12 protein-coding genes, 1 tRNA gene and 1 pseudogene are annotated in these 16,161 nt (G+C 61.7%); 4 read left to right on the plus strand and 10 right to left on the minus strand.

Annotated features, from left to right (window positions below; translation table 11 throughout):
* Window positions 1-68: 68 nt before the first annotated feature.
* The 3 genes from J3P93_RS23470 to ptsP are packed head-to-tail and all read right to left on the minus strand — an operon-like array spanning window position 69 to window position 5,619.
* Window positions 69-1,805 (minus strand): PTS fructose-like transporter subunit IIB, encoded by a 1,737-nt coding sequence (locus tag J3P93_RS23470; protein ID WP_434592417.1) that lies wholly within the window; start codon window positions 1,803-1,805, stop codon window positions 69-71.
* Window positions 1,806-1,816: 11 nt separating this feature from the next.
* Window positions 1,817-2,758, minus strand: coding sequence for a 1-phosphofructokinase (pfkB, locus tag J3P93_RS23475; protein ID WP_434592419.1), 942 nt, complete (start codon window positions 2,756-2,758; stop codon window positions 1,817-1,819).
* Window positions 2,758-5,619 (minus strand): phosphoenolpyruvate--protein phosphotransferase, encoded by a 2,862-nt coding sequence (ptsP, locus tag J3P93_RS23480; RefSeq protein ID WP_434592422.1) that lies wholly within the window; start codon window positions 5,617-5,619, stop codon window positions 2,758-2,760. The genes pfkB and ptsP overlap by 1 nt, the downstream gene beginning before the upstream one ends.
* 303 nt (window positions 5,620-5,922) lie before the next feature.
* Here ptsP and cra point away from each other — a divergent pair, with 303 nt between their 5' ends.
* Window positions 5,923-6,918, plus strand: a complete 996-nt coding sequence (cra, locus tag J3P93_RS23485; protein WP_434592424.1) for a catabolite repressor/activator — start codon at window positions 5,923-5,925, stop codon at window positions 6,916-6,918.
* 3 nt (window positions 6,919-6,921) lie between these two features.
* A complete protein-coding gene (locus tag J3P93_RS23490) occupies window positions 6,922-7,698 on the plus strand; it encodes a TatD family hydrolase (RefSeq protein ID WP_434592427.1) in 777 nt (258 codons plus the stop codon).
* A gap of 120 nt (window positions 7,699-7,818) precedes the next feature.
* Here J3P93_RS23490 and J3P93_RS23495 read toward each other — a convergent pair whose 3' ends face one another.
* The 5 genes and pseudogenes from J3P93_RS23495 to J3P93_RS23515 all read right to left on the minus strand — a co-directional run bounded on the left by J3P93_RS23495 (window position 7,819) and on the right by J3P93_RS23515 (window position 13,655).
* Window positions 7,819-8,748, minus strand: coding sequence for a methyl-accepting chemotaxis protein (locus J3P93_RS23495; protein ID WP_434598479.1), 930 nt, complete (start codon window positions 8,746-8,748; stop codon window positions 7,819-7,821).
* Window positions 8,725-9,816: pseudogene (locus tag J3P93_RS23500) on the minus strand (methyl-accepting chemotaxis protein); the annotation flags it as partial. The gene J3P93_RS23495 and the pseudogene J3P93_RS23500, both read right to left, overlap by 24 nt.
* 197 nt (window positions 9,817-10,013) lie before the next feature.
* Window positions 10,014-10,853 (minus strand): regulatory signaling modulator protein AmpE, encoded by an 840-nt coding sequence (ampE, locus tag J3P93_RS23505; protein WP_434592429.1) that lies wholly within the window; start codon window positions 10,851-10,853, stop codon window positions 10,014-10,016.
* Entirely contained in the window at window positions 10,850-11,410 is a 561-nt protein-coding gene (gene ampD / locus J3P93_RS23510; RefSeq protein WP_434592431.1) for a 1,6-anhydro-N-acetylmuramyl-L-alanine amidase AmpD, read from the minus strand. The genes ampE and ampD overlap by 4 nt, the downstream gene beginning before the upstream one ends.
* 64 nt (window positions 11,411-11,474) lie before the next feature.
* A complete protein-coding gene (locus J3P93_RS23515; protein WP_434592434.1) occupies window positions 11,475-13,655 on the minus strand; it encodes a DUF1631 domain-containing protein in 2,181 nt (726 codons plus the stop codon).
* Between the two features lie 384 nt (window positions 13,656-14,039).
* Between J3P93_RS23515 and nadC the strand changes: the two genes are divergently transcribed.
* Entirely contained in the window at window positions 14,040-14,888 is an 849-nt protein-coding gene (gene nadC / locus J3P93_RS23520; protein WP_093104768.1) for a carboxylating nicotinate-nucleotide diphosphorylase, read from the plus strand.
* Between the two features lie 116 nt (window positions 14,889-15,004).
* Here nadC and J3P93_RS23525 read toward each other — a convergent pair whose 3' ends face one another.
* The gene (locus J3P93_RS23525; protein ID WP_434592438.1) at window positions 15,005-15,304 is read right to left on the minus strand and encodes a DUF6388 family protein; all 300 of its coding nucleotides are present in this window, start codon (window positions 15,302-15,304) and stop codon (window positions 15,005-15,007) included.
* 275 nt (window positions 15,305-15,579) lie between these two features.
* Here J3P93_RS23525 and J3P93_RS23530 point away from each other — a divergent pair, with 275 nt between their 5' ends.
* The gene (locus J3P93_RS23530) at window positions 15,580-16,074 is read left to right on the plus strand and encodes a hypothetical protein (RefSeq protein ID WP_434592440.1); all 495 of its coding nucleotides are present in this window, start codon (window positions 15,580-15,582) and stop codon (window positions 16,072-16,074) included.
* 7 nt (window positions 16,075-16,081) lie between these two features.
* On the opposite strand, the gene J3P93_RS23535 is transcribed toward J3P93_RS23530, so the two are convergent.
* Window positions 16,082-16,157, minus strand: a tRNA-Thr gene (locus J3P93_RS23535).
* Between the last annotated feature and the right edge of the window lie 4 nt (window positions 16,158-16,161).

The raw sequence follows: 16,161 nt of genomic DNA on the forward strand, positions 1-16,161 counted from the left end.
CAGTAACATCAATGCACCTGACACACCGCTATCGCGAGCAGGCTCACTCCTACAAGGGGATTGTGCTATCAGGCGTTGACGGGATCGACCGCCAGCTCAACCCCCTCAGGCCGCTTGAGCAGCGCATACACCACTGCCGTCACCAGACTTCCGGCGACAATCGCCAGCAAATACAGCAACGCATGGTTGATCGTGTTGGGAATGACCATCACGAACAAACCGCCATGCGGCGACATCAGTTTGCAGCTGAAATACATCGACAATGCGCCGGCCAGCGCGCCACCGAGAATGCTCGCAGGGATCACCCGCAGCGGATCTTTCGCAGCAAACGGAATCGCTCCTTCGGAAATGAAGCACATGCCCAATACCAACGCCGCCTTACCCGCCTCGCGCTCAGTCTGGGCGAATTTGCGTCGAGCGAGGAAAGTGGCGATGCCCATACCGATTGGCGGCACCATGCCGGCAGCCATGACGGCGGCAATCGGTGCATAGCTGGCATTGGCCGACGTCATCAGGCCGACTGAAAACGCATAGGCCGCTTTATTGATCGGCCCACCGAGGTCAACGCACATCATCGCGCCGAGTACCACGCCCAACAGCACGGCGTTGGCGGTGCCCATGTCTTTGAGGAACGTGGTCATGCTGGCGAGCACGCCTGCAACAGGCTGCCCCACCACATAGATCATGATCAAGCCGACAACCAGACTGGCCAGCAACGGGATGAGCAGAATCGGCTTCAAAGCATCAAACGATTGCGGCAGACGCAGCCAGCGACTGATCGCGGCGGCGCTGTAACCGGCGAGGAAACCGGCGATGATGCCGCCGATGAAGCCCGCGCCCAATGTGCTCGCCAGAACACCGCCGATCATGCCGGGCGCGATGCCTGGCCGATCGGCAATCGAATAGGCAATATAACCGGCCAGCAACGGCACCATCAGAGTGAATGCCGCATCGCCGATTTGCTTGAGCGCAGCCGGCAACGTTCCCGGCTCCTCGAAAGCATTGATGCCGAATGCGAACGACAGCGCGATCATCAAACCGCCCGCCACCACCATCGGCAGCATGAAAGACACACCGGTCAGCAGGTGTTTGTAGACACCGGTCTTCTCTGACCTGGTCGCAGGTTTTCCGTCACTGGCAGTGCTTTCCACCTTGCCTTCCGCCAGGGCTTTTTTCAGCGTGGCCTCGGACTGCTTCAAGGCGATGCCGGTGCCGCAGCGATAGATCTTCTTGCCAGCAAAACGCTCGGTAGCGACTTCGATGTCTGCCGCCAGCAGGACCACGTCAGCGTCGGCAATCGCCGCTGCGCTCAACGGAGTTTTCGCGCCGACCGAGCCTTGGGTCTCGACCTGCAATTCATAGCCCAGACGCTTGGCCGTCTGCTGCAATGCTTCGGCCGCCATGAAGGTGTGGGCGACGCCCGTCGGGCACGCGGTGATCGCGACAATGCGCGGCGCACGCGGCGCGTCAGCAGCCGGTTCTGCTTCGCTGGCGACGTAGACCTCAGCCTCCTCGGCACCACGGCGCAGCACCGCTTCGACATCCTGCAACGCCTGCGCCGGGGCGATCTGGAACACCCGCTTGCCGACAAAACGACTCATGTCGATCGGGCCGGTGGTGACCAGCAAAACCCACTCCGCCGCTTCGATGGTGGCCGCCGACAACTCGCGCTCCGGGTGCGCCGGATCGACCACTTCGACGCTGGTGCTCCAGCCCTGACGCTGCGCCGCAGCATCGAGCAAACGTGCGCACAGCACACTGGTGACCATGCCGTTCGGGCAAGCCGTAACAATGGCTAACTTCATCACAAACCCTCTTATTGTTCTGTCAGGGGGCGCACGCGCACGCCCTGTTCGAGCTGCGCCAGTTGCGCGGCATCGTCGATGCCGAAACCGATCTGGGTCACCGCCATCGCGGCAATCGCGGTGGCCGTGCGCAGGGTTTGCTCGGGCGTATCGGCGCTGAGCAAACCGTGGAGCATTCCGGCCAGCAACGAATCACCGGCACCGACCGTGCTGGCGACGCTGACCTTCGGCGGCGTCGCATGCAGCGCCGAGCCGACGCGGAACCAGTTCACGCCGTCTGCGCCGTGGGAAATCACCACATGCTCGATACCTTGCGCATGCAACTGTGCCGCTGCTTGCGCTTCGGCGACTTGGGAAACCACCTCACAGCCGAGCGCATGGGCCAGTTCTTCGGTGTTCGGCTTGATCAGCCAAGGCCCGGCCTGCAATGCCGCACGCAACGCTTCGCCGCTGGAGTCGAGGGCGACTTTCAGGCCGAGCGCATTGAGTTTTTCGATCAGCTCACGCAACCACTGCGCCGTGACCCCGCGCGGCAAACTGCCGGCGACCACCACCGCGTCATGCCCCGGTGCGATTTGCAGCAGACGGTCGAGCAACGCTTGTTGCGCCGCGGCATCGACCACCGGCCCGGGACCGTTGATGTCGGTGATGCGGCCATCCTGCTCGGCGACCTTGATGTTGCTGCGCGTCTCGCCCGGCACGCGGATGAATGCGTCGACAAAGCCGCGTTTGGCGAACAGGGTTTCGAACGCTTGCAGATTGTCCTCACCGAGAAAACCGCTGACCGTCAGTTGATGGCCGAGGTCGGCGAGGACCTGCGCGACGTTCACGCCTTTGCCAGCAGCGTGGGTGTGCATTTCGTCGCTGCGATTGACCTGACCGGCCTCCAGCTGCGGCAACTCGACGGTGAGGTCGAGCGCCGGGTTGAGGGTCAGGGTAAGAATCCTGGCCATTACAGGGCCTCCACTAATGTGCGCACTTCGTTGGCGCTGCCCACGGCCAAGGCCTGTTGAGCAAGGGTTTGCGCCTGGGTCAGGCTGAGTTCGCGGATGCGCGCCTTGACTTCGGCAATGCTGCGGCCGGACACGCTCAGTTCATCGACACCGAGGCCGACCAGCACCGGCACCGCCAGCGGATCGGCCGCCAGTTCGCCGCAGACGCCGACCCATTTGCCATGGGCATGGGCCGCGCGCACGGTAATGTCGATCAGTTGCAGCACCGCCGGGTGCAAGCCGTCCGCCTGCGCCGACAGCGTCGGGTGACCACGGTCGATGGCCAGGGTGTATTGCGTCAGGTCGTTGGTGCCGACGCTGAAAAAATCGACTTCCTTGGCCAGCACCGGCGCGAGCAACGCGGCGGACGGCACTTCGATCATGATCCCCAGTTGCAGATCGGCCACCGGGATTTCCTCACGCAGACGTTCAGTCATGTCACGGGCCTGGCGCCATTCTTCGACGCTGCCGACCATCGGGAACATGATCCGCAACGGTCGGTTGTCGGCCGAACGCAGCAAGGCGCGCAGTTGCGCTTCCATGATCTGTGGGCGCTGCAAGGTCAGGCGAATGCCACGCACGCCAAGGAATGGATTTTCCTCTTTGGCGATCGGCCAATACGGCAGCGGTTTGTCGCCGCCGACATCCAGCGTACGCACCACCAGCGGACGCCCGGCGAGGCCGTCCAGGACGCGGCGATATTCGGCTTCTTGTGTCGCCTCATCCGGCGCTTGCGGGTGAGCCATGAAAATCAGTTCGGTGCGCAGTAGACCGATGCCTTCGGCGCCCTGCTCGACTGCGCTGGTCACGCCGGCGCTTTCGCCGATGTTGGCGAACACTTCGACGGCATGGCCGTCGGTGGTGTGTGCCGGTTGATGGCGCTGTTCGGCGGCGATCTTCAAGCGTTGCTCGCGGGTGTCGCGCTCTTCGGCGGCACGTTTGAGGGTCGCGGCATCGGCGTCGACATGCAGGCGCCCGCGTTGGCCGTCGAGCAGCAACGGCGTGCCCGGCTCCAGCAGCAACACTGCCGCGCCTGCGCCAACCAGCGCCGGAATGCCGAGGGCACGAGCGACGATTGCGCTGTGCGCGGTGGCGCCGCCGCGCGCGGTGAGAATCCCGGCGACACGCACCGGATCCAGACGCGCAACATCGGACGGGCCGACTTCGTCCATCACCAGAATGTACGGCTGCTCCGGCTCGCTCGCGGTTTGCACGCCACACAACTGAGCCAGCACCCGGCGACCAATGTCGCGCAGATCCGCCGCGCGCTCGGCGAGCAAGGCGTCCTGCAACGCTTCCTGCTGTTTCGCCGCGGCTTCGATCACCGCCATCCACGCTGCTTCGGCGCTCTCGCCTTGCTTGAGGCGGGTGTCGACTTCGTCGGTCAGATCCGGGTCGTCGAGCATTTCCTGATGGGTGATGAAAATTTCGCGAATGGCTTTGGCCTTGCCGCGTTCGATCAGGCCCTGAATGTCTGTGCGCACGTCGCTCAGCGCTTGCGTCAGGCGCTCACGCTCGATGGCGGCGGACTCGCCGCGCAACGGGTAATCAATGTGCTGCTGAACCTGAACATGCGCCGGGCCGATGGCAATGCCCGGCGCTGCCGGAATCGCTTGCAGCAGGCTGCCTGAGGCCGGGGCGACCAGCACCTCGGCGATGTCGGCCATCACTTCACGCTGCTGACTGACGGCGGGCAGCGGCTCGACTTCTTCGCCGAGGCCTTCTTCGATGGCGGCGAGCAGTGCCGGCAAGGCATCGGCGGCGATGCTCGGCTCGGCGATCAACTCCAGCACCTGACCACGCCGGGCGCCGAGGCTGAGCAATTTGCTCAAACTTTTGACCGACACGGCGCTGTCCTGGCTGTCGACGATCCGTACACGAATTTCGCCGTCAAAACTCTTCGCCAGTTGCGCGAGGATTTTCGCCGGCCGCGCATGCAGACCGTGGGCGTTGGCCAGCGCAATGCGCGCGCTCGGCCAGTCGGCAGGCAACTCACCGCCGAGCACTTCGAGGACTTTGCGGCTGCTAGTGGCACGGCCCAATTCATTACCGCGACCTTCGATCAGCAGCGCACACAAACGCTCGAGCAACGCCTGATGCGCTTCGCCAAGGCTCGCGAGGCAAAACAGACCGCTGAGCGGCTGACCGAGGTAACGCATCGGTTTGTCCGGGGTGACGAACGCCAGGCCCGGACGCTTGACGGTTTGCTCGCTGTGCAGCCACCACAGACCATCGCCCAGCGGCAGCGCTTCGACCTGCTGCAACACGCCGGCAAAACCGATGCTGACGCAATCGGCCTGACGCAGCAGACGCGCGCCACGCCAGACCAATTCTTCGAAATCGTCGGCAGAAACGCCGAGGCCGATCATCTGCGCATCCAGCGCCAGCTCCTGCGGCGCACCTTGCAGCAACTTCAGCAGCGCTTCCGGCGAACTGGCACGGCGCAGGGCCTGGCCCAGATCGGTTTCGCCGAGCGCGCGGGTCAGCAGTTGCAACAGGCGCAGGTGCTCGTCGGATTTGGCCGCAATGCCGATTGCCAGATAGACAATCTGCCCATCACCCCAATCGACGCCCTCGGGAAACTGCATCAGGCGCACGCCGGTGGCGAATACCTGATCGCGGGTTTCCGGGGTGCCATGAGGAATGGCAATACCTTGGCCGAGAAAGGTCGAGCCCTGTGCTTCCCGGGCCTGCAAGCCGGCGAGATAACCATCGGCGACCAGGCCATCGGCAACCAGATGATCGGCCAAAAGCTGCAGGGCGGCGGGTTTATCCACGGCCGCTTGGCCCATGGATATCTGCTCTATAGTGAGCTCGAGCATGCAATCTCCTTTTTGGCCCGATACAGGCCAGGTATTGTTTTGATGGTCACAGCTTAGGCGCTCGGCCGCGCTTTTTGAGCGGCCGTTTTGGCGGTTTTACGGCAGAACCGGGCAAAGGCGTCTAAAACGTAGAAAATACGCTTGCTGAAACGTTTAATCTAGATTGATCGGCACGTTACTCGATAATGTCTCATCGTTGAAGTCCAACTTGTCGGAAGTGCGTAGGCAACAGGTCGCCTGCCCGAATCGGGTAGGATTGGCGAAAATGTCGAGGCAAGCTCGAAAAAACAAGGAAATCCCGGGTTGAAACTCAGTGATATCGCGCGGTTGGCCGGCGTGTCCGTGACCACCGCCAGCTACGTCATCAACGGCAAGGCCGAACAGCAGCGCATCAGCAATGCGACCGTCGAGCGCGTGCGCGCGGTGGTGGACTTGCACGGCTTTACCCCAAACCCGCAAGCGGCCGGCCTGCGCAGCCGGCATACGCGCACGCTGGGCTTTATTCTGCCGGATCTGGAAAACCCCAGTTACGCGCGAATCGCCAAGCTGCTCGAGCAAGGCGCGCGGGCCCGCGGTTATCAATTGCTGATCGCCAGTTCCGACGATGCGCCGGAGAGCGAACGGCAGTTGCTGCAACTGTTCCGCGCGCGACGCTGCGATGCGCTGATCGTCGCCAGTTGCCTACCGGCCAGCGATGACAGTTATCGGCAGTTGCAGGCCAAAGGGCTGCCTATCATTGCCATCGACCGGGTCATGGAGCCGGAGCATTTTTGCTCGGTGATCAGTGACGACCGCGAAGCCAGCCTGCACCTGACCCAGAGCCTGCTCGACCCGCAGCCGAAGCAGATCGTGCTGCTCGGCGCGCGCCCGGAACTGAGCATCAGCCAGGAGCGTGCCGCCGGTTTCCGCCAGGCACTGAGCGATTTCCAAGGCGAAGTGCTGGTCGAGCACGCCGAAGCCTTCAGCCGTGAATGCGGCCAGCAACTGATGGAAGAACTCCTGCAACGTCTGGGGCATTTGCCCGATGCGCTGATCACCACGTCCTACGTTTTGCTGCAGGGCGTGTTCGATGCGCTGCATGATTTCCCGCTGAAATCGCGGCCGCTGCGTCTTGGCACCTTCGGCGACACGCAGCTGCTGGATTTCCTGCCGCTGCCGGTCAATGCCATGGCTCAGCAGCACCAGTTGATCGCCGACAAGGCGCTGGAACTGGCGCTCGCCGCCGTCGAGCAGTCGGAGTACGCCCCCGGCGTGCAAGCCATCGCACGTACGTTCAAACAGCGTATTCACCGGGACTGAACCGTGGAGCTGATCGACAGCCACACCCACCTGGATTTCCCCGACTTCGACGCCGATCGCTCGGCGTTGCTCGCCGAGAGTCGTGCCCTCGGCGTGCGGCGGCTGGTGGTGCTCGGCGTGCATACCGGTAACTGGCAACGGGTGTGGGATCTGGTGCAGAGCGATGCGGATCTGTACGCGGCGTTTGGTCTGCACCCGGTGTTTCTCGATCAGCACCAGCCTGCAGACCTGCAGACACTGGGTGACTGGCTGACGCGGCTGCACGGTCATCGACAGCTGTGCGCGGTGGGTGAAATCGGTCTGGACTACTTCATCGAAACCCTCGACCGCGAGCGCCAGCAGACGCTGTTCGAGGCGCAACTGCAACTGGCCGCAGACTTCCAACTGCCGGCGCTGATCCATGTACGCCGCAGCCACGCGGCGGTGATCGCCACGCTCAAGCGTTTCAAGCTCAAACGCGCCGGGATCATCCACGCCTTCGCCGGCAGCCGCGAAGAAGCCGGCGAGTACATCAAGCTCGGTTTCAAACTCGGCCTCGGCGGCGCACCGACCTGGCCGCAAGCGTTACGCATGCATCGGGTGCTGCCGCAGTTGCCGCTGGAGTCGGTGGTGCTGGAAACCGACTCACCGGACATGGCGCCAGCGATGTACCCGGGCCAGCGCAACAGCCCGGCGCATCTGCCGGCGATTTGTGCGGCGCTGGCTGAATTGATGCACATTGCACCTGAACAACTCGCCGCCGCCAGCACCGCCAACTGCTGCGAAGTGTTCGACTGGTGACACATCGCCCCCCCCTGTAGGAGTGAGCCTGCTCGCGATAGCGGAATGTCAGTTACAAATTTTTATCTGACACACCGCTATCGCGAGCAGGCTCACTCCTACAGGGGATCGGCGTATGGCCTAGACGCGAAACGCGCTGATCAGTTGTTTAAGCTCGACCACCTGCGCCGACAGGGCACGGCTGGCATCTTCGGTCTGGTGCGCGCCTTGTGCCGTGCGCTCGCCGGCGCGGTTGATTTCGACGATGTTCTGGTCGATGTCGTGGGCGACGGCGGTCTGCTGTTCAACTGCAGCGGCGATCTGCTGGTTCTGATCGACGATCATGCCCACCGCGCCGAGGATGTTTTCCAGCGCCTGCTGGACCTTGGCCGATTGGTCGACGGTGCCGTTGGCCATCTGATGGCTGATGCCCATGGCTTTCACCGCCGCGCCGACGCCGCCGTGCAGTTTGGCAATCATCTGCTCGATTTCTTCGGTCGACTGCTGGGTGCGCTTGGCCAGGGTGCGCACTTCGTCGGCGACCACGGCAAAACCGCGTCCCTGCTCGCCGGCACGCGCCGCTTCAATCGCGGCGTTGAGTGCCAGCAGATTGGTTTGTTCGGCGATGCTCTTGATCACTTCAAGCACGCGGCTGATCGACTGGCTGTCGCTGGCCAACTGATTGATGACCCGCACCGACTGGTCGATTTCGCTGGCCAGCGCAGCAATGCTGCCCTGCTGCGACTCGACCAGACCACGGCCACTGACGGTCTCGTCATTGACGCTGTGGGCGCTGCTCACTGCGGCGGCGGCACTGCGCGCGACCTCCAGCGAGGTTGCCGACATCTGGTTCATCGCCGTCGCCACTTGCTCGATCTGCGTACGTTGCCCGGCAACCGCCTGATTGCTTTGCGCCGAGACGTTTTCCACTTGCCCGGCCTGGCGCTCGACTTCGGCGACGGTCTGACCGACTCGCTCGATCAGGTCGTGAATCTTCTTCACGGTGCCGTTGAACACCTCGCCCAACTCGCCGAGTTCGTCGCGGCTGCTGGCCTTGAAGTTGACGGTCATGTCGCCGGCCGCAACCTTGTCCATCATCGCGCCGAGGCGTTTGAGCGTGGTGCGGGTCGAGGCGTAGAAGCCGCCGTAGAGATAGAAAATCAACACAAACACCAGCGACAGCGCCACGGCCTGCAGGACCATGTGCGTGCGGTTCTCGGTCAAGCGTTGCTGTAATTGCCGGTCGAGAAATTTCAGTGTGGCGTCGTTGAGCTGGTAGGTCTTGTCGATCAGTCCGGTGACCTGGTCGTAAAACGCTTGCCACGGCGCATCGAGGGTGTCGGCCATCACCACCTGCTCTTCAAACAGTTCGCTGGCCTGTTTCAACGACGCCTTGCTGCTCTCTGCCGGGGCATTGAGGGACTCATGCGCGGCGCTGCTGGACGCGAGGGCGTCCTGCAGTTTCAGGCCATATTCGGCCTGAAGCTTTTCGATCTGCACCAGTAACTCATCGAAACGGGTGCTCGATGCGCTGTTGAGAAACCCTTGGCCCAGAGAGTAGGAACCCATCGCCCGACCCTCGCCGAGGGTTTGTGTGACGCTGGGTGTAATGAGCGTCACCAGCTCAGTGAGCTGCCGAATATCGCCCTGGTTGTCGCGACTCAAACCTGCCTGACTGCTGATGATTTGACTGAAAATCTGCGCGCTGGTGAGCAGTTTGCCGATCAGTGCGCTTTTGCTTTGCAGCGAGTTTTCCGCTTGCTGGGCCTTGAACGCGGCGATCATCTCGTCGCGCTTGCTATCGAAGAGCTTGATCTGCTCGGAGTCGTCCGTCATCGCCGTCAGCCCTTGCAGACGGGTCAGCACGGCTTGTTCGAGGGTGGCGATTTGCGCTTCGACATTCCCGGCTTTGCCGGATTGGCCAAGGGTGACGTTGATCTGCACCAGATTGTTCAGGGTTTCCAGATCGCGGCGCAGGGCCAGGCCGCTACCCAGCAGATCGAGACTTTGCAGCTCGACCCGGGTGCCCTGGAATTCACGATAGGAATCGCGCACCAGATAGAAATTGGTCACCAGCATTGGCACCAGAAACAGCACGCTGATCAGGCTGAACTTCATGCCGAAGCTCAAGCGGTTCATCAGCGAGACGGCGGGATAGAGCAAGCTCTTCACTGGAAGTCTCCCTTGGTTTTTCTTGTTTTTATTGGCAGGCGCACGGCGACAGCAGATGGCCACTATCGGGCGCTATCTCTGTATAGCTCAAATCGAAGGGAGTTTTTGTAACTTAAGGTTAACGGCAGCGCTGCCGAGGGCGTTGCGCCCTCGGCACGTCGGGATCAGTGCACCAGCACGGTCCACAGGGCGAAACCGGCATACCACAGCACGGCGGCGCGCAGCAGCAGTTCCCACAGGCAGTCGAGGGTGTTGATGCCTTCCGGCCCGACCGCCGGTGGCGGAATTTCTCCGGCCGCCAGGCCGACGCGGTTGATCAACTGCGCCGCGCTGATGTTCCAGTTGAGCAGTTCATGCAGCATCACCCGACTGACCGCGACGAAGTTGCCGACCAGCGCCAGACTTGCCGCCAGCAAACGCACCGGCAACCAGTCGAAGGCATGCCGCAATTGCGCGGCGCGCTCGACCAGCGCCGGGTTCTGCCCATGTTCCTGGGCCAGCGCCAGCAAGCGATACGCCAATGCAGCCACCGGGCCGAGGACGAAATACCAGAAGATCACCGCGAAAAAGCTTTGATAGGCCTGCCACAACAGATGCGCCTGCACGCGCTCGAGCAACTGCTCGCCGCTGTCGGCGCAGATGTTCAGATCGCGCTTGGCCACATGCGCCGCCGCTTGCAGATCTTCGCGGCGCCAGGCATCGCGAAACGGCCCGAGCCCGCCGAGCAGATCGCCACGCCCCAGGCTGTAAATCACCGCCAGCAAATGCACCGGCAAGGCCAGCAAGCCATACACCACCGGTTCCAGTACCAGCAGCAACAGCGCCAGCAGCGCCACCGGCAGCAGCACCAGTATTGTCAGCACGAGCCACGGTTTGCCCGCCATGCGCTGGCTGCTTTCGAGCTTGTGCAGTTCGCGGATCCATCCGCCATCGCGTTGAACCCGATGGCGCAAGGCCGAAAATTTCTCGATCCACAGCGCCAGCAGTAACACCAGAAAACTCATTGTCCTTCCTCTTGTGCCAGGGCCGCGCGGTAACGCGCCCAGTCGAACCCCGGGCCAGGATCGGTCTTGCGCCCTGGGGCAATATCACTGTGGCCGCAGATGCGTGCGCCGGTGATCGCCGGAAATGCTTTTTGCAACTCCCGGGTCAACACGATCAACGCTTGGTACTGCGCATCGGTGAACGGCTGATCATCGGTGCCTTCGAGTTCGATGCCCACGGAAAAATCGTTGCAGGTCTCGCGCCCCTCGAACACCGAGACACCCGCGTGCCACGCCCGCTCCAGACAGGAGACAAACTGGGTCACCGTGCCGTCACGTTCAATTAGAAAATGCGCCGAGACGCGCAAGTCGGCAATTCCTGCAAAGTAGGGATGTTCGGTGACATCCAGACGGTTCTGGAAAAACTCCTGGACCTTGCCGGTGGCGAACTGCGCCGGCGGCAGGCTGATGTTGTGGATGACCAACAAGGAGATTTCGCCACTCGGGCGTCCATTGAAGTTGGGCGATGGGCAGACCTGCACCCCGTGACACCACCCGCTAGCGGGATCCAACTGCATACCGATTCCTTCAACGCCGACTGTGTTGGCGCCCAGTATGCCGTGATCGGCCACCGGCGCGCGATCACTTGGCGCGATTGAGTCGGCGCAGATTGCCCAGCACCGACTCCAGCGCACGGTCGAACAGCAAGGTATTGTCCAGCGCACGTGCAACACCGCGGCGCAACTCCAGGGCCAGCGCGGTCCTGCTGCGCTCGAGCACTTTCATTCCGGTGCGATCGACGAAGACATATTTGCCGGTGGCTTCGATGATCGCGGCGAGTTTACAGCGCAGGGTATGCTCGTCGTCTTCGGTAAACGCCACCCAACTGCCCACGCGCAATTGTTCGACCTGGCGCAGACCGGGGTCATCGTGGGGCAGGCGCACTGTTGGCAACGTGGTGTCGCCCTCGTCGGCAGCAGGCAGTACGATCTTTTGCGACACCTCGACCATGGGCGCAGCTTGATCGGCCTCGGCGGAACGCTCCAGCACACCGACGTGCAACGCTTCGAGTTCGCTGAAAAACTCGCTGGTGGCAAACGGATCGAATGCCGAACTGTTCAAGCCATCACGCAACGACTTGAGCAACCCCGGCACTAGCGCCAGCAGACGCAGGCTGGATTCGGCGTCTTCATGACGCTGCACGCTCCAGACCAGTTGTTCCATGGTCTGCACGTCGGCCTGCCATTCGGGGGACTGATCGCCATGCTTGAGGCAGGTCAGCAGCAGGACCTTGCTCCAGGCGTTCTCGACAAAGGTGACCACCGACGGCGGCAGGGTTTTGCCCAGCAACGCCTGATTCAACACCTGCTCGACCCGGCGTCGCGCCAGTTCGGTTCGCGCCCGGCCTTCTTCGGCATCGCGCAAACGCTGCTCCAGCAGTTCGCTGCGGCGGCGTTCGTCGCTGGTGAAGGCGAGAAAGTCAGCCAGCAGCTCGGAGAAAATCGCCGGGTCATCGACGAAGTCGCTGAGCAAGCGTTGCACCACTTGTTCGATGCGCAGATACAGACTGTCGCGCGCGTCGCCGTCAAAATCTCCCCAGCCCATCGCCGCTTCGGCGATTTCGTTAAGCAGGCGCCGCGCCGGGTGCGTGCCGCGGCTGAAGAAACTCTTGTCGAGCACGGCCACCTTGAGCATCGGAATCTGCAAACGGGCGATCAGTGCCTTGAGCGAATCCGGCACATTGCGGTCTTCGAGAATGCAGTCGAAGACCATGGCGATCAGGTTGATCACGTCTTCGTCCGCATCGCCGACGATCCGCGACTTGCCACTCCTGACACTGACCCGGGTCAGCAGTTGTTCGAGCTGATTGCGCAGGTCGAAATCATCCTGAGTCGCCAGCGCCGGCACGTAGTGTTGCAAATGCGAGAGCAGACGCAGCAGGTCGCGGGTGGAGATCGGTTGCGCCGCGACACTCGGCTCCAGGGTTGGCGCGACCGTGCCGCGCACCTGCACGAGCAATTGCTGCAACGCAGCGAAGACTTCCAGCACATCGTCATCGGCGGGCGGCAACTCTTCACGCTCGTCGCGCTCGACCTGGGCGGCGGCACGATCCAGCGCACGCCGCGCCGGTGCTGCTTTCAGTTCTGGCAACACGCCCGTGGCGAGCAGCAGTTGATTGGCCTCGGCGTACAGCTGCTCGGTTTCGGCCAGCACATAGCGCTCGAACAGCTTGAGCAGGATCAGCTTGACCTTGATCTCCACGCCCAGATTACGTCCGGCCTGCAGGAAAAATTCGCAGAGCAGCGCCGGCCCGAGTGGGTTGTGCTGGTCGTCGAGGGTCTTGCCGAGCAACGCGTTGAGCCGCGCCGTCAACTGATCGAGGGCGAAGCCGTCACGCTTGAGCACGCGACGGACCATGGTCTCGATCGCCACGCTGCGCTCCATGTCGTCGGTGCGCGGCGCCGCCTCGTCGAACAGCAGCGTGCGCGGCAAGGCATTGTGGGTGGGATCGTATTGGGTCAGGCCGACGAAGGCTTCGAAAAACAGTTCGAGAAAGCCGCGTTCGATGTGTTTGCGCTTGAGGCGCAGGTCGCGCATGGCTTCGAAAAAGATGTTTTGCTCGACATCGTTGCGCGCCCGGTCGGCCATTTCGAACAGGGTATCGTCGGCGTTATCGAACAGTTCCTGCAAACCGTGGCGCAATTGCTGCGCGGCCTTGTCGCGCACCTGAAGCAGAATCACCGGCAGGCGGGCGAGCGGCGCGTGATTCGCCTGATCGATAGCAGCCTTGTGCAAAGGCACTACTTTTCCGTCGCTGTGCATCCAAGCCTCCTGAAACGGTGATTCGTTCGATCAAGCAACCCCGATCCCCTGTGGGAGCGAGCCTGCCCGCGATGGCGGTGTGTCAGCCGCATCAATGTCACTGGAAAAATGCATTCGCGAGCAAGCTCGCTCCCACAACTCCCAGCCATTCTGGCGGCATTAACGTCAACGCTATGACGTCAAATGCAAGGCGGATTATCTTTCATAACGTGTCACCCGCGCCATAGCCGTCAGGGTTTCCCCTAGCAGCGCCCTTCAATGACCACGCTATCGCCGGTTTGCTCAAAGAAAATCGACCGGCTGCAGGCCGGCACGCCTGTTCTCACCTTGGGTTGGCTCGCGCCCTGCCCCTATAATCGGGCCACTTTGTTTGTGGAGCCCGTTATGCCGAATCTACGTCTCGCCGATCTGACCGCCGAAATCGAAGCCAACGTGCGCCGTGCGTTGCTCGAAGACGTCGGCAGCGGCGACATCACCGCACAACTGATCCCGGCCGAACGTCTGGCCAAAGCCACCATCATTACCCGTGACGACGCCGTCATCTGCGGCACGGCGTGGGTCGATGCGGTATTTCGTCAGCTCGATCCGCGCGTCGCGGTGCATTGGCAAGTGATCGATGGCGAGCGGGTCAAACCCAATCAACCGCTGTTTCATCTGGAAGGCCCGGCGCGTTCGCTGCTGACCGGTGAACGCAGCGCGCTGAATTTTCTGCAACTGCTCTCCGGCGTGGCGACGCGCGCGCAGTACCTGGCCGATTTCGTCGGGCAAACCGAGGTCAAGCTGCTCGACACGCGTAAGACTTTGCCGGGCCTGCGTCTGGCGCAGAAATACGCCGTGACCTGTGGCGGCTGCCATAACCATCGCATCGGCCTTTATGACGCCTTCCTGATCAAGGAAAACCACATCGCGGCCAGCGGCGGCATCACCGAAGCCGTCGCGGCCGCGCACAAGATCGCCCCGGGCAAGCCGGTCGAGATCGAAGTGGAAAGTCTGCAGGAATTGAAAGAGGCACTGGACGCCGGTGCCGACATCATCATGCTCGATGAACTGAGCCTGGACGACATGCGCGAAGCCGTGCGCCTGAACGGCGGCAAGGCGAAACTGGAAGCCAGCGGTGGCATCAACGAAAGCACGCTGCTGCCGATCGCCGAAACCGGGGTGGATTACATCTCGATTGGTGCGATGACCAAGGATGTCAAAGCGGTAGACCTGTCGATGCGCCTCAGCCTCTAACAGCAGCGGCAAGCTTCAAGCTGCAAGCTGCAAGCTGCAAGCCACAGCGCATCTGCTTTGACTTGCAGCTTGCAGCTTGCAGCTTGCAGCTTGCAGCTTGAAGCTAGTAGCTGCCGTTATACAACCAGGTTGTTCATCTCGCAGTACTCATCCCATTCGACACCCAATACTTCAGCCGCCTCTTTATGCAGTTCCAGGCGCTTGACCTCGAACTCTTGCGGCGTGCTCGTGTACTTGAGCGTCAACTCCCAAGGCTGCAAGCCCTGAGCCTCGGCTTCATCTTCAAAGGCCCACTGAATCTGGTCTTTCTGATCATCGGGACTCAGGTCCTTGATCTCTTCCTTCAGATCGGGCACGTCCAGAAGGTATTTTTCCAGCGCTTGTTCGTGACGCTGCTCTTGAGTTAATTCAGTCATGGCGTTCTCGTTGATCTGGGAATGGAGGATGGATCTGGATCATCAAGGATCTCTCTGACGCGGCGTGGCCGGCCTTCGGAACCATTCGGGATCATCTGAAAACTGCTAAGCGATGCTCATGCAGGCACCGAATATAGGACGTTTGCATGACGAATTACACGGCTCTTTACATCTCTCGCACAAAAAGCTGACTTGCGGAACATAAATGCCGATTCCAAGTCATAGCGATGTGCCACATAGGCACTCACTTACGCTGTTCACAAGGAAAACCAGTGATGCGCAGCTTCTCGAAAATCTCCGCTGTTGTCTCCACTACCGCTTTGATTGCTGCCCTGGTCCTGCCGGCCAGCGCCATGGCCGTTGAGCTGAGTCCCAGCAGCCCGTCCTATGGCGACAAGGTTTCACTGATCCACAACGACTATGGCAAGACCGTCGTGATCAAAAGCGATATCAGCATTGATGAGCTGCAAAAGATGCGCGACACCCTCAAGGATCAATCGCAGCAGATAGAAGAGCTCAAACGCAGCGGCGGTTCCAGCTCAAGCTCCAGCGGCAGGGAACTGGACGAACTGAAGAACAAGGCCAAGGAACAGGACCGTGTGCTCGAATCCCTTGGCCGCCAGGTTGAAGAACTCAAGCGCAACAGCGGCTCCAGCTCCAATTCGAACAGCAGCGAAATTTCGAATCTGAAGCAGAAGGTCAACGACCAGGATCGGGCAATGGATCAGCTGAAACGTACCGTCGAGGATCTGAGTCGCAAGGTGAAATAAGTGAGGATGGTGCCCGAGACAGGAATCGAACCTGCGACCTTCGCGTTACGAGTGCGCTGCTCTACCGGCTGAGCTACACGGGCGGTG

Origin of the sequence: Pseudomonas sp. R3-57 (genome assembly GCF_051132065.1) — a bacterium.
In the GTDB taxonomy this organism is placed as follows: Bacteria; Pseudomonadota; Gammaproteobacteria; order Pseudomonadales; family Pseudomonadaceae; genus Aquipseudomonas.

What these genes read in the sequence shown, in the direction of transcription:
- J3P93_RS23495 (WP_434598479.1), bottom strand. Translation starts at nt 8,748, where the DNA reads ATGACCGTCAACTTCAAGGCCAGCAGCCGCGACGAACTCGGCGAGTTG.
- ampD (WP_434592431.1), bottom strand. Translation starts at nt 11,410, where the DNA reads ATGCAGTTGGATCCCGCTAGCGGGTGGTGTCACGGGGTGCAGGTCTGC.
- J3P93_RS23530 (WP_434592440.1), top strand. Translation starts at nt 15,580, where the DNA reads ATGCGCAGCTTCTCGAAAATCTCCGCTGTTGTCTCCACTACCGCTTTG.
- ampE (WP_434592429.1), bottom strand. Translation starts at nt 10,853, where the DNA reads ATGAGTTTTCTGGTGTTACTGCTGGCGCTGTGGATCGAGAAATTTTCG.
- J3P93_RS23470 (WP_434592417.1), bottom strand. Translation starts at nt 1,805, where the DNA reads ATGAAGTTAGCCATTGTTACGGCTTGCCCGAACGGCATGGTCACCAGT.
- pfkB (WP_434592419.1), bottom strand. Translation starts at nt 2,758, where the DNA reads ATGGCCAGGATTCTTACCCTGACCCTCAACCCGGCGCTCGACCTCACC.
- nadC (WP_093104768.1), top strand. Translation starts at nt 14,040, where the DNA reads ATGCCGAATCTACGTCTCGCCGATCTGACCGCCGAAATCGAAGCCAAC.
- J3P93_RS23525 (WP_434592438.1), bottom strand. Translation starts at nt 15,304, where the DNA reads ATGACTGAATTAACTCAAGAGCAGCGTCACGAACAAGCGCTGGAAAAA.
- ptsP (WP_434592422.1), bottom strand. Translation starts at nt 5,619, where the DNA reads ATGCTCGAGCTCACTATAGAGCAGATATCCATGGGCCAAGCGGCCGTG.
- J3P93_RS23515 (WP_434592434.1), bottom strand. Translation starts at nt 13,655, where the DNA reads ATGCACAGCGACGGAAAAGTAGTGCCTTTGCACAAGGCTGCTATCGAT.